This is a genomic window from Acetanaerobacterium sp. MSJ-12 (assembly GCF_018917875.1).
Lineage (GTDB): Bacteria > Bacillota > Clostridia > Oscillospirales > Ruminococcaceae > Bittarella > Bittarella massiliensis.
This window is the reverse complement of record NZ_JAHLPK010000009.1, coordinates 116,349-128,227: the sequence shown is the minus strand read 5'-3', so window position 1 is coordinate 128,227 and position 11,879 is coordinate 116,349. Positions and strand designations below refer to the sequence as shown.

At 65.3% G+C, this 11,879-nt stretch carries 11 protein-coding genes; 4 read left to right on the top strand and 7 right to left on the bottom strand.

Features of this window, described 5'->3' with window-relative positions; genetic code table 11:
* Nucleotides 1-420 precede the first annotated feature (420 nt).
* Nucleotides 421-1,350 (top strand): homoserine O-acetyltransferase MetA, encoded by a 930-nt coding sequence (metA, locus tag KQI11_RS10870; protein WP_216402123.1) that lies wholly within the window; start codon nt 421-423, stop codon nt 1,348-1,350.
* Between the two features lie 87 nt (nt 1,351-1,437).
* Here metA and KQI11_RS10865 read toward each other — a convergent pair whose 3' ends face one another.
* Nucleotides 1,438-1,755, bottom strand: a complete 318-nt coding sequence (locus KQI11_RS10865) for a hypothetical protein (RefSeq protein WP_185916639.1) — start codon at nt 1,753-1,755, stop codon at nt 1,438-1,440.
* Between the two features lie 175 nt (nt 1,756-1,930).
* Here KQI11_RS10865 and KQI11_RS10860 point away from each other — a divergent pair, with 175 nt between their 5' ends.
* Together KQI11_RS10860 and KQI11_RS10855 are read left to right on the top strand one after the other, a co-directional pair.
* A complete protein-coding gene (locus tag KQI11_RS10860; protein ID WP_185916638.1) occupies nt 1,931-2,125 on the top strand; it encodes a hypothetical protein in 195 nt (64 codons plus the stop codon).
* A 396-nt stretch (nt 2,126-2,521) separates the two neighbouring features.
* Nucleotides 2,522-2,971 (top strand): hemolysin XhlA family protein, encoded by a 450-nt coding sequence (locus KQI11_RS10855; RefSeq protein WP_216402122.1) that lies wholly within the window; start codon nt 2,522-2,524, stop codon nt 2,969-2,971.
* A 76-nt stretch (nt 2,972-3,047) separates the two neighbouring features.
* Here the strand turns inward: KQI11_RS10855 and KQI11_RS10850 are convergent, their stop codons facing one another.
* Genes KQI11_RS10850 through KQI11_RS10840 form a run of 3 tightly spaced genes read right to left on the bottom strand, consistent with a single transcriptional unit; the run spans nt 3,048 to nt 4,447 of the window.
* The gene (locus KQI11_RS10850; protein WP_192926571.1) at nt 3,048-3,719 is read right to left on the bottom strand and encodes a sigma-70 family RNA polymerase sigma factor; all 672 of its coding nucleotides are present in this window, start codon (nt 3,717-3,719) and stop codon (nt 3,048-3,050) included.
* Nucleotides 3,685-4,125, bottom strand: coding sequence for an anti-sigma F factor (gene spoIIAB / locus KQI11_RS10845; RefSeq protein ID WP_044993271.1), 441 nt, complete (start codon nt 4,123-4,125; stop codon nt 3,685-3,687). The genes KQI11_RS10850 and spoIIAB overlap by 35 nt, the downstream gene beginning before the upstream one ends.
* A gap of 16 nt (nt 4,126-4,141) precedes the next feature.
* Nucleotides 4,142-4,447 carry an STAS domain-containing protein gene (locus tag KQI11_RS10840; protein WP_216402121.1) on the bottom strand — a complete coding sequence of 102 codons (306 nt, stop codon included), beginning with the start codon at nt 4,445-4,447 and terminating at the stop codon, nt 4,142-4,144.
* Between the two features lie 324 nt (nt 4,448-4,771).
* Here KQI11_RS10840 and KQI11_RS10835 point away from each other — a divergent pair, with 324 nt between their 5' ends.
* Entirely contained in the window at nt 4,772-5,629 is an 858-nt protein-coding gene (locus KQI11_RS10835; RefSeq protein WP_216402120.1) for an AraC family transcriptional regulator, read from the top strand.
* Nucleotides 5,630-6,063: 434 nt separating this feature from the next.
* On the opposite strand, the gene KQI11_RS10830 is transcribed toward KQI11_RS10835, so the two are convergent.
* The 3 genes from KQI11_RS10830 to KQI11_RS10820 all read right to left on the bottom strand — a co-directional run bounded on the left by KQI11_RS10830 (nt 6,064) and on the right by KQI11_RS10820 (nt 11,753).
* Nucleotides 6,064-7,365 (bottom strand): bifunctional folylpolyglutamate synthase/dihydrofolate synthase, encoded by a 1,302-nt coding sequence (locus tag KQI11_RS10830; RefSeq protein ID WP_216402119.1) that lies wholly within the window; start codon nt 7,363-7,365, stop codon nt 6,064-6,066.
* Nucleotides 7,366-7,482: 117 nt separating this feature from the next.
* Nucleotides 7,483-10,098 carry a valine--tRNA ligase gene (locus KQI11_RS10825; RefSeq protein WP_216402118.1) on the bottom strand — a complete coding sequence of 872 codons (2,616 nt, stop codon included), beginning with the start codon at nt 10,096-10,098 and terminating at the stop codon, nt 7,483-7,485.
* A gap of 149 nt (nt 10,099-10,247) precedes the next feature.
* Nucleotides 10,248-11,753, bottom strand: a complete 1,506-nt coding sequence (locus tag KQI11_RS10820) for an FAD-dependent oxidoreductase (RefSeq protein WP_216402117.1) — start codon at nt 11,751-11,753, stop codon at nt 10,248-10,250.
* Between the last annotated feature and the right edge of the window lie 126 nt (nt 11,754-11,879).

Genomic DNA, 11,879 nt, shown 5'->3' with positions numbered 1-11,879 from the left:
TCAAGGTCCGTTCGGCATCTCGCCGTGCCTTTTATTATATCTCGCTGCCTTCTTTTTGTCAACCCCTTTTTTCTCCCCTCTCGGTTCGAAATCCGGGGCCTGCTCCTCGAAAACCGCACTCCCGTGCGCTTCCCTCGCGGACAGCTTTTGTATAATACCATGACCGCCTCTTGCTGTCAATAGATTTTCGCCAGCTTTTTTCACTTTTTTGCGGGGTTATACACAAGGTAATCATTTTCCCCTTTTTGCACCGGGATTCGGGGGGATTTTCTACCGTTCGTCAACTTTCTCTCCCCTCTTCCCCTTTCCTGCCCCGGCGGCCAATCGCGCTTTGCAATCGGGGCGGAGCTGTGCTATACTTTTTCCATTCGCTCAAAGGGGGCCTTCGCCCCTACTATATAAGAGAAAGGAGAGCGGCTCATGCCCATCAACATACCCGCCAGCCTGCCGGCGGCGGAAACCCTCATTTCGGAGAACATCTTCATCATGACCCAGGAGCGGGCGGTGAGCCAGGACATCCGCCCCCTGCGCATCGCGATCCTCAACCTGATGCCCAAGAAGATCGAGACCGAGACCCAGCTGCTGCGGGTGCTCTCCAACTCGCCCATCCAGGTGGATGTGGAGCTGGTGCAGACGGTGACCCACGTCTCCAAAAACACCCCGGGGGATCACCTGCTGAAATTCTACAAGTGCTTTGACGATATTCGGGACGAGCGCTTCGACGGGATGATCATCACCGGGGCCCCGGTGGAGCAGCTCCCATTTGAAGAGGTGGACTACTGGGAGGAGCTCTGCGAGATGATGGAGTGGAGCAAGTCCCACGTCTACTCCACCTTTCACATCTGCTGGGGGGCGCAGGCGGGGCTCTACTACCACTACGGCATCGACAAGGTGCCCCTGGCGCAGAAGCAGTTCGGCCTCTTTCACCACCGGGTGCTGCGGCCGGAGCACCCGCTGCTGACCGGCTTTGACGAGTGCTTCCTGGCCCCCCACTCCCGCCACACCGGGCTGCGGCGGGAGGACATTCTGTCGCGGCCGGAGCTGGAGCTGCTCACCGACTCGGAGGAGGCGGGGGTGCACATCATCGCCAGCAAAAACGGGCGGCAGTTCTTTGTCACCGGCCACTCGGAGTACGACCGCTACACCCTGCGGGGCGAGTACCTGCGGGACCGGGAGGCAGGGCTGCCCACCGCGCCCCCCTGCAACTACTTCGCCGGGGACGACCCGGCGGGCGAGGTGCCCTTTGTCTGGCGCTCCCACGGGAGCCTGCTCTACACCAACTGGCTCAACTACTTTGTCTACCAGCGCACTCCCTACCACCTGGAGGAGTTGCGGCAGCTGGAAATCTAGACGGTCACAGCAAAACAGCGCCCTCTCCCGGCCGCAGCAGCGCGGCGGGGGGAGGGCGCTGTTTTGTAAGCAGAGGGCGCAGGCCCGTCACAGGTAGGAGAGGTCGTCGATTTGGTCGAAGAGTTGGCACTCGAGCGCTTTGAGGGCCTTGATCCCCTCCTGCCGGCCCTGCCAGCGCCCCTCGGCCACCCCCTCCTCGAAGGCGTGGAGGTACTCCTGCTCCTCGCAGACGAGGAGGACGTGCACCAACTGCTCGTAGAGGCGGGCGGGCTCGCCCCCTATCCGGTTGAAGGCCCGCTCGATTTCGTTCCACTGGGCGACGGCCCGCCGGTAGCTGGGGGAGTGCCGCCGCCGACCCTCGAAAAAGGGCCGACTCTGCCGGTACGCCTTTTTGATGCTGTTCATCCCCATCCCCTCCCCCCACAGGATAGCGCGGCGGGAAGGGGGCGTCCAGTGTCGCGGCTGCACCCGCCCGTGTCGTCAAATATGATACTACTTTTGATTATAGAAATCTCACTCCATTTTGAATATGATAAAACCATGGCATGAAACGGACAGGATGGAGAGGGGACGGTGGGCGATGGGCTTTGAACTCAAGGCAATCAGTTATAAGCGGGCGGATATCCCCCTGACCACCCGCTTTACAGAACCCCTCTACGAACAGCTCTGCGCCCTCAAAAAGCACACCGGCGTCCCCCTCAACTCCATTGTTCTACAAGCCTGTGAGTATGCCCTCAAAGACCTGCCGGCGGAAATCAAAACGTCCCACAAGTAGGGGGTAGGCCCATCGGAGAGACCGCACCGCCGAAACCGGCGGGATGGCGTGGCAGCGATGGGCGGTGGATTTTGAGCACATGGCGGGCCGTTACGGAGGAGCGGATCGCCCCCGACCACCCGCTTTACAGGGCCCCTCTACGGCCTACCGGCAACTCTGTGCCCTCAAAAGGTGTACCGACATCTCCCCTCCCCGTCGTCCCGCAAGCCCGCGAGTACGCCCTCAAAGACCTGCCGGAGAAAATCAAGATGCCCCACAAATAGGGGGTAGAGCCACCAAAGAGACCGCACCGCCGAAACCGGCGGCTTCTTTTTTGGGAAAAACGCCCCCTTGTGAAAACGGGGGGAGGGGGGTATAATGGGGACAAACTTGTCCTTGCAAGAGGGGGGAAAGAGGATGGACAACGAACAACTGCTCCAGCAGATCGGCGGCATGTTCGGCCAGGTCAACCAGCAGATGGGGGAGCTGGCCGGTCAGATGGGCCAGTTGAGCCGGCGGATGGACGCCATGGAGACCCAGCTCAACAAGCGCCTCGACGGTATCGACGAACGGCTGGACGGCATCGACGAACGGCTGGACGGCATCGACGAGCGCCTCGACCGGGTGGAAAGCCGGCTTGACAGCGTAGAGGGGCGGCTCGACCAGGTGGAGGAGACCTTGACCCGGGTGGCGGTGACCCAGGAGAACGTGGTCCTGCCCGCCCTGAAACAGCTGGCGGAGGGGCACGAGGAACTCACCCGGCAGATCGGGGTGGTGTCCACCCAGGTGGAGAGAAACACCGAGACCATCGAACTGCACACAGTGCAGATCGCGGGGTTACAGGAAAAGGTGAAGGCACTGGCCTAGCGCTCCCCCTCCATTAAAATACATACAAAGCGCCCCGGCAGACGGTCTGGTCTGCCGGGGCGCTCTTTTTTTGCAGTCATTCGGCGAGCATCTCCCGCAGGCGGGAGAGGATCTTCTTCTCCCTGCGGGAGACCTGCACCTGGGTCATGGAGAGGGCCTTCCCCACGTCGGCCTGGGTCTTTTCCTGGAAGTAGCGCAGCACCACGATCTGCCGCTCCACCGGTTCCAGGCGGCCCACCACCTCCCGCAGGGAGAGGCTGTCGGTGATCTTCTCCTCGCAGCAGGGGACCGGGATGTCGATGGTCTGGCCGGTCTCGTCCCCGGCGGTGAGGGAGACGGTGGGATTGTAGATGCCGATGGCCTCGACGATCTTCTCCTCCTCGATCCCCAGAGCCTGGGAGAGCTCGGCGATGGTGGGCTCCTCCCCCCGCTGGTGGGTCATGAGTTCCCGCTGGCGGGCCACCTTGAGAGAGACCTCTTTGAGGCTGCGGGAGACCTTGACGGCCCCCCCGTCCCGAAAGAGCCGCTTGATCTCCCCCAAAATCACCGGGACGGCATAGGTGGAGAACTTGTACCCCAGGCTGGGGTCAAAGCCGTCGCAGGCCTTGATGAGCCCCATGCACCCGGCCTGGTAGAGGTCGTCGTACTCCACCCCCCGCCCCCGGAACCTGCCCGCACAGGCGTGGACGAGGCCGAGGTTTTCCTCTACAAACTTATCTCGCTGCTTTGCTGGCGATGCGCTTTTCAAGATAGACGCTGGTCCCCTTTCCGGACGTACTTCTCACCTGCAGACGGTCGGTGAACGCCTCCATAACCGCAAAGCCCATCCCCGCGCGCTCCCCAGTGTCGCAGGTGGTGTAGAGGGGTTCCATGGCCCGCTCGATGTCGGGGATGCCGCAGCCGGCGTCCCGGATGATGATGCGCACCCGGTTGTCGGGATAGATTTTTGCCGTTATGTAGATTTTGCCGATGCAGTCTTTGTACCCGTGGACCACGCAGTTGGTCACCGCCTCGGAGACGGCGGTCTTGATGTCGCTGATCTCCTCCACCGTGGGGTCGAGCTGGGCGATGAAGGCCGCCACCGCCACCCGGGCAAAGGACTCGTTCTGGGAGCGGCTCTCAAAGGCCAGCTTCATTTCATTTGTCGGTTTCACTTCCTGGTTTCCTCCTCTATTCGATTCTGACGAGCTTGTCCAACCCCGAGAGGAGCAGGATCCGCCGGATGGTCCCCTTGGCCCCCTGCACCCGCAGCTCGCCCCCCTGTTGCTGCATGGTCCGGTAGCGGCCCATGACCAGGCCGACCCCCGAGGAGTCCATAAAGGTGATGCCGGAGAAGTCCAGCACCAGCAGTTTGGGGCCGAGGGACGCCACCCGCTCGTCGATGGAGTCGCGAAAGGATCGGGCGGAGTGGTGGTCGATCTCCCCCTCCAAAAAGGCGGTGAGGGCCTCCCGGTCCCCCTGCAAGTTCACATTCATCTGCGCACCTCCCGCGCGTGTTCTCCGGGCGCGCCGCCCGGGCAGGGCCTGTCCCCCTTTGGGATTTGGCAAAAAAAGAGAGGACATCCCCTGGAATACCTCTATCCTACGGGATGTCCTCTGCAATTTTTGCCGAAACGGGGGCCTCTGCCCCGGTTTCCATTTTTCCCCGCCCACTGCCGCCGCAGGGACCGGGAGATGTGGTAGAATGGTGTCGACAGACATCCCCCAGCCGCCGGGCGGACAGAAGAGGGCAGGTCCTGTCGGGTCTCTCCCCCAGCGATGCGGTATGATGGGGACACACAGACAGAGGAGGCGGTTTTAGTGGACTGGGTCGCGGGGATCGGCAGGGCCATCGACTACATCGAGGGGCATCTCGACGGCAAACTCACAATGGAGGAGATCGCGGGGCAGGCACTGCTCTCCCCCTTTTACTTTCAGCGGGGGTTCTGCATGCTCTGCGGCTTTTCGGTGGGCGAGTACATCCGGCTGCGGCGGCTCTCCCTGGCCGGGAGCGAGCTGGTCTCCACCGACGCCCGGGTCATCGACCTGGCCCTCAAGTACGGTTACGAGTCCCCGGACAGCTTTGCCAGGGCCTTTGCCCGGTTTCACGGCGCCACCCCCACGGCTGTGCGCAGGGGCGGGGCGACGGTCCGGACGTTCGCCCCGCTGAAACTCAAATTTTCACTGAAAGGCGGTCCCAGCATGGAGTACAAAATTGTCGACAGAGATCCCTTTCCCGTTTTGGGGGTGTCGGAGACCTTCTCCTACGAGGGGGCGGACCGGGCCATCCCGCAGTTCTGGACCGAGCACCTCGCCAGCGGCAGGGGGGCGGTGGTGCAGGGCACCTACGGCATCTGCATCGACGAGCCGATGGAGGGCGACCGGTTTGAATACCTGATTGCGGACGACTGCCCGCCAAACACCGCCGCGCCGGAGGGGTTTGTAGTCCGGGTGATACCGGCCCACCGCTGGGCGGTGTTCCCCTGCAAGGGGGCGATGCCCCAGGCCCTGCACCGGGTGCACGAGCAGGTCTTTTCCGAGTGGCTGCCCACCTGCGGGGACTACGAGATCGCCGCGGGCTACAACATCGAGTGGTACAGCGACCCCGCACAGTTCCCCAAGGGGATGGACGACGAAGCCTACCTCAGCGAAATCTGGATCCCCGTCAAGCGAAAGTAGGGGCTTTGCCAAAGGGGAGAGGGGGAGAGCAGCAACTGCTCTCCCCCTCTCCCCTTTTTTTGCTGTCTCCCCCGCCGACAAAGCGGCTGGGCCCGCTCCCCCTGGACCGGGTCGCACTCCCCCCCCTCTGCCACAGGGGCACTCGCCTCTGAGGGCAGGTGGAGAGGTGCCGTTCAGTTGGGAAGGGGTATTTCTCATCACCCCTTGCCCCAAGGCTCACGCGCCTCTCTCAAACGGCGCGCCCCCCAGGCAGAGGGAGCAGGTCCCCCTCCCTGCGCGCACCGCGCGAGGCGGCAGGGCAGCGCAGCTTCAGAAGAGCTACCAGGTAGAGCCGAACAGATGAACGCCGGAACGGGGCGGCCCCCGCCTCTTCCCGGCCGCCCCGCCAAAACCCGCGCCGCTTTCCCCCGCTGCCCAAACGGCGAAGCGGTCTTCTACCTGTCGGGCGTCCTCTCTCCCCTTCCCATGGCCAGGAGGAGGGGCCGCGCCTCGCTCGCCAGGTAGAGGGAGCCGCAGACGGCCAGCAATCCCTCGGGCGGCAGCTCGGCGCGGGCAGCGGCCAGGGCCTCTTCCAGCGAGGCGCAGGGGGTGGCGGGCAGCCCCTGGGCGGCAAAGGCGGCGGCCAGTTGGGCGGGGTCGGCCGCCCGCTCGCTGGGGGGCGCCACCAGGTAGAGGGCGTCGAAGGCCCCGGCCAGCGAGCGGCCGATCTCCGGCGCGTCCTTGTCCCGCAAAAGGCCGGTGACCGCCACCTTGCGGGGGGCGTCCTGGGCGGCGACCACCCGGCAGAAGGCCGCCATCCCCGCCGGGTTGTGGGCCCCGTCGAGCAGGAGGGTGGGCCACCCCCCCAGCCATTCGCAGCGGGCGGGGAAGCGGACGGCGGCCAGCCCCGCCCGGATCGCCGTCTGGGAAATCGCCAGCCCCTGGGCCGTGAGGACGCGCAGTACCTCGATGGCGGTGAGGGCGTTTTGCAGCTGGTACTCCCCCGCCAGGGAGAGGGCGTAGGGCAGCCCTCGGTAGGCAAAGGTGCTGCCGGAGAGGCCGCTTCTCGCCACCCGGAGGGCTTCCGGGTCCGGGAGAAAGAGGGGGGAACCCCGCCGGGCGCACTGCGCGCGGATGACGGCCAGGGCCGCCGCGTCCTGCCCGGCGCAGCAGACCACCGGCGCGCCCCCCTTGATGATGCCGCACTTGCGCTCCGCAATGGCGGCGGTGGTGGGGCCGAGGGCAGCGGTATGGTCCAGGCTGATGGGGGTGATGGCGCAGCAGAGGGGGGCGGGGATGACGTTGGTGGCGTCGGTATCGCCCCCCATCCCCACCTCCAAGCAGACCAGGTCCACCTCCTCGGCGGCAAACCACAAAAAGGCGATGGCGGTGTCGATTTCAAACTCGCTGGCGTAGAAGCCCTCCCCCTCCATCGTATCGCAGACGGCCTTCACCCGCTCGGTGAGGGCGGCCAGGGCGGCGAGGGGGATCATCTCCCCGTCGATTTGAAAACGCTCGCGGAACTCGAGGACAAAGGGGGAGACATTTCGCCCCACCCGGTATCCGGCGGCCTGCAGGGCGGCGGCCACCATGGCGGTGGTGGAGCCCTTGCCGTTGGTACCGGTGACATGGACGCAGCGCAGCCGGTCCTGGGGGTCGCCCAGCCGGCGCATCAGCTCCCGCATCCGCGCGAGGCCGGGCTTGGGCAGGCCCCGGCGGCGGCCGTGGATATAGGCGAGGGCCTGTTCATAGGTCATGGTGTACCTCCCTTTCTCCGCCCTGAAGGGCGGGCAAAAAAAGTGCGAGCGGCGGGAAGGCCCGCCGCCCGCACAGGGCAATTTGGCAGTTTGGCAGTGAGGGCGCGGAGAGGGGTGCTAGAGGGCGGCCAGGCTCTCCTCCACCTTTTTGAGCCGCTCCTGGGCGCGGGCCAACTTCTCGCGCTCGGCGTCCACCACGTTCTGGGGGGCGCGGCTGACAAACTTTTCATTTTGCAGCTTCCCGGTGAGGCTGGCGATCTCCTTCTCACAGCCCAGCTTCTCCTTCTCCAGGCGCTGGCGCTCCTTCTCCCGGTCCACCAGGTCGTCCATCGGCATCCCGATCTTGGCCTCGGCGGTGATGGCCATCACCATCCCCTCCAATTCCAGCTGGGGGGCGACGGCCACCTCACTGGCGGAGGCCAGGCGCTTGATGAACTCCTCCCCCTGGGAGAAGACTTCGACCCGCTCGGTCTCGATAAAGACCTTGGCCTTTTTGGAGGGGGGGACCTGCAGCTCGCTGCGGCGGTTGCGGATGGCGCGGATGGCCTTCATGATGATCTCGAACTGCTCCTCTTCTCTGGCAAAGGAGAGGGCGGGGTCGTAGACCGGCCAGGGGGCGGTCATGATGCTCTCCCCCTGGTGGGGCAGGGCCTGCCAGATCTCCTCGGTGATGAAGGGGGCGAAGGGATGCAGCAGCTTCATGGTGCCCTCAAAGAGGGCGCAAAGGACCCGCAGGGCGTTTTTCTTCTGCTCGCCGCCGGCCTGCAGCCGCAGCTTGACGATTTCGATGTACCAGTCGCAGACGATGTCCCAGACGAACTCGTTGACCTTGCCCAGGGCGATGCCCAACTCGAACTTGTCGATGTTCTGGGTCACCTGGCGGACGATCTCGTTGTACTTGCTCAACACCCACTTGTCCTCGATCTCCAGCTCGCTGGGGAGGCCGGGTTCCAGCTCCTCGTCGCCCAGGTTCATGAGGATGAAGCGGGCGGCGTTCCAGATCTTGTTGCAGAAGTTGCGGCTGGCCATGATCTTGTCGTCGGAGAAGCGCATGTCGTTTCCGGGGCTGTTGCCGGTGGCCAGGGTGAGGCGGAGGGCGTCGGCCCCATACTGGGCAATGACCTCCAGCGGGTCGATGCCGTTGCCCAGGGACTTGGACATCTTGCGGCCCTGGGCGTCGCGCACCAGGCCGTGGATGAAGACGGTCTTAAAGGGGACCTCCCCCATCTGCTCGATGGAGCTGAAAATCATCCGGGCCACCCAGAAGAAGATGATGTCGTAGCCGGTGACCAGAGTGTCGGTGGGGAAGAAGTAGTCCAGCTCGGGGGTCTTGTCCGGCCAGCCCAGGGTGGAAAATGGCCAGAGGGCGGAGGAGAACCAGGTGTCCAGGGTGTCCTCATCCTGCCGGAGCTTGCCGCCGCAGTGGGGGCAGCAGGCGGGCTCTTCCCGGGCGACGATGGTCTCGCCGCAGCCGTCGCAGTAGTAGGCGGGGATGCGGTGACCCCACCACAGCTGGCGGGAGATGCACCAGTCGCGGATGTTCTCCATCCAGTTGTAATAGGTCTTGTCAAAGCGGGCGGGGACAAACTGGGTCTCCCCCTCCCGCACGGCCTTGATGGCGGGGGCGGCCAGCTCCTCCATCTTCACGAACCACTGCTTGCTGACCATCGGCTCGACGGTGGTGCCGCAGCGGTAGCAGGTGCCCACGTTGTGGGTGTGGTCCTCGATGCGCACCAGGTAGCCGCCGGCTTCCAGGTCGGCGACAATGGCCTTGCGGGCCTCGTAGCGGTCCATCCCGGCGTACTTGCCGGCGCACTCGGCCATGTGGCCGTCCTCGGTCATGACGTTGATGATGGGCAGATCGTGGCGGGCGCCCACCTCAAAGTCGTTGGGGTCGTGGGCAGGGGTGATCTTCACAACGCCGGTGCCGAACTCCCGGTCGACGTACTCGTCGGCCACCACCGGGATCTCCTTGTCCACCAGGGGGAGGATGACCGATTTGCCCACGCAGTCGCGGTAGCGCTCGTCCTCGGGGTGGACGGCCAGGGCGGTGTCGCCGAGCATGGTCTCGGGGCGGGTGGTGGCGATCTCCATGTAGCCGCTGCCGTCGGCAAAGGGGTAGCGGATGTGCCAGAAGTGGCCGGCCTGCTCCTCGTACTCCACCTCCGCGTCGGAGATGGAGGTCTTGCAGTGGGGGCACCAGTTGATGATCCGCTCCCCCTGGTAGATGAGGCCCTTTTCGTAGAGGCGGCAGAACACCTCGCGCACCGCCTTGGAGCAGCCCTCGTCGAGGGTGAAGCGCTCGCGCTCCCAGTCGCAGGAGGAGCCGAGCTTTTTCAGCTGCTCGATGATGCGGCTGCCGAACTTCTCCTTCCACTCCCAGGCGCGCTCCAAAAAGCCCTCGCGGCCCAGGTCCTCCTTGGTCAGCCCCTCCTGGCGCATGGCCTCAACGATCTTGGCCTCGGTGGCGATGGAGGCGTGATCGGTCCCCGGCAGCCAGAGCGCCTCGTACCCCTGCATCCGCTTGTAGCGAATGAGGATGTCCTGGAAGGTCTCGTCCAGGGCGTGGCCCATGTGGAGCTGCCCGGTGATGTTCGGCGGGGGGATGACGATGGTGTACGGCTTTTTATCGGGATCGGGTTCGGCGTGGAAATACCCGCCGGAGAGCCAGAAGTCGTAAATGCGGTCCTCGACCTGCCCCGGGTCGTATTTCTTGTCGAGCTCTTTACGCATGGCGCAGATGCCTCCTCAATTCTCTAATAGTCTTATTATGAGTGCGCGGCCCAGCCTTGTCAATAGCCGACAAAAGATTGCGGCGGGTTTTGTCGATTCGGTGAAAAAGAAAGGGGGAAACAGCGCGCCGGAGGGGCAGGATCTCCTCTCTATTCCCCCTTTTCGGGGGGCAGCTCCACCCGGGCAAGGGGGGTGTCGGCGGGGCCGCAGAGGACCTCGCCGTCCACCGAGAAGCGGGAGCCGTGGCAGGGGCAGTCCCAACTGGTCTCGGCGGCGTTCCAGTGGAGGGCGCAGCCCAGGTGGGTGCAGGTGAGGGAGACCAGGTGCAGCTCCCCCTCCTCATCCCGGTAAGCCCCGCATCGGCGGCCGCCGATGCGCACCACCGACGCCTGTCCGGGGCGGGTCGGAAGGTCCCCGGTGGGGCGCAGCCGCTCCCCCACCCAGTAGGCGGCGGTGGCCGCCCCCTCCTTTATATAGGAAAAGGAGCAGATGTCGCTGTGGCGGGCCGGATCGTAGAGGGGCGAGGGGGCCCCGGACGGTTCGAGACAGCGCCCGGCCAGATAGAGGCCGGCGGCGGTGCCGGCGGTCATCCCCCACTTGCCAAAGCCCGCGCAGAAGAGAACCCGGGGGTCGCCCCTGTCCACCTCGCCGGCGTAGGGCAGCTCGTCGGGGGTGCGGTAGTCCTGGGCGGCCCAGCGCCAGACAAATTTCCCCAGGGAAAAATGGCGCAGGCCGTAGAGTTGCAGGGTAGAGAACTCGTCCCCCGCCGTCCGCCCGGTGCGGCAGGTCTCCCCCGCCACCACCAGCACCGGGTGGTCGTCCCGGTCGCGGCAGACCGCCAGCGAGCGCACCGGCTCCTCGGCGCTGATGTACTGGCCCCAAAAGGGCTCGCCCTCGAGCCGGGCGGCCACGGCGTAGGAGCGCGTCGGGTAGAGACGGGTGAAGTAGAGCCCCTTCCCCTCGTACAGGGGGTAGTGGGTGCAGAGGAGCACCTGCCCGGCGCGGATGCGGCTGCCGTTTTCCGCCGTGAGGGTGACGCCGCCGGCCCGCTTTTCCAGCTTGGCCACAGGGGTCTGTTCGCAGATGGTACAGCCCGCCTTGGCCGCGCGGGCAGCCACCCCCTCCAGGTAGCGCACCGGGTTGAGAGTGGCCTCGCCGTCGGCGCGCAGGGCCAGCTCCACCCGCAGGGGGGCGGGCAGGCGGTTGACCGTGGCCAGGGGGAAGTCCAGCCGCTGGGCGAGGGCGGCCAGCCGCTGCAACTCGTCCACCGTGGCAGGGGTCTGGCTGTACAGATAGGAAGGGGCCTCGCTCAGGCGGCAGGGGATCTGGTGCTCCGCCACCATCCGGCGGACAAAGGCGGCCCCCCGCTTGTTCTCCGCCAGGTAGGCGGCGGCCATCTTCGCGCCGTAGCGGTCAAAGACGGTGAGCAGCCGGGTGCCGTGCAGACAGCTGAGCTTGCCGGTGTTGTGGCCGCTGGTGCCGCCGCCGATCCGCCCCCTCTCCAGCAGCGCCACCGACCGGCCCGCCCGGGCCAGTTGATAGGCGGCGGTGACCCCCGCAACGCCGGCCCCCACCACGGCAAACTCCACCTCGATGTCCCGATCCAGGGGCGGATAGGCCGTCCCCCGGGGAAGGTCGCTCCAAAATGCCTGCAAACCGATCACTCCTTTTTCTCTCACTCTCAGCCCCGCGCAGGGGCCTTTTTAGGAGTGTGGACCGGGCAGGGGAAAAATACACCGGCAAAGGGAGAAAAGTGTCAAAGGGCAGTTTGTTTCTGTGCC

What these genes read in the sequence shown, in the direction of transcription:
- KQI11_RS10865 (WP_185916639.1), bottom strand. Translation starts at nt 1,755, where the DNA reads ATGAACAGCATCAAAAAGGCGTACCGGCAGAGTCGGCCCTTTTTCGAG.
- KQI11_RS10860 (WP_185916638.1), top strand. Translation starts at nt 1,931, where the DNA reads ATGGGCTTTGAACTCAAGGCAATCAGTTATAAGCGGGCGGATATCCCC.
- KQI11_RS10825 (WP_216402118.1), bottom strand. Translation starts at nt 10,098, where the DNA reads ATGCGTAAAGAGCTCGACAAGAAATACGACCCGGGGCAGGTCGAGGAC.
- KQI11_RS10855 (WP_216402122.1), top strand. Translation starts at nt 2,522, where the DNA reads ATGGACAACGAACAACTGCTCCAGCAGATCGGCGGCATGTTCGGCCAG.
- KQI11_RS10830 (WP_216402119.1), bottom strand. Translation starts at nt 7,365, where the DNA reads ATGACCTATGAACAGGCCCTCGCCTATATCCACGGCCGCCGCCGGGGC.
- metA (WP_216402123.1), top strand. Translation starts at nt 421, where the DNA reads ATGCCCATCAACATACCCGCCAGCCTGCCGGCGGCGGAAACCCTCATT.
- KQI11_RS10840 (WP_216402121.1), bottom strand. Translation starts at nt 4,447, where the DNA reads ATGAATGTGAACTTGCAGGGGGACCGGGAGGCCCTCACCGCCTTTTTG.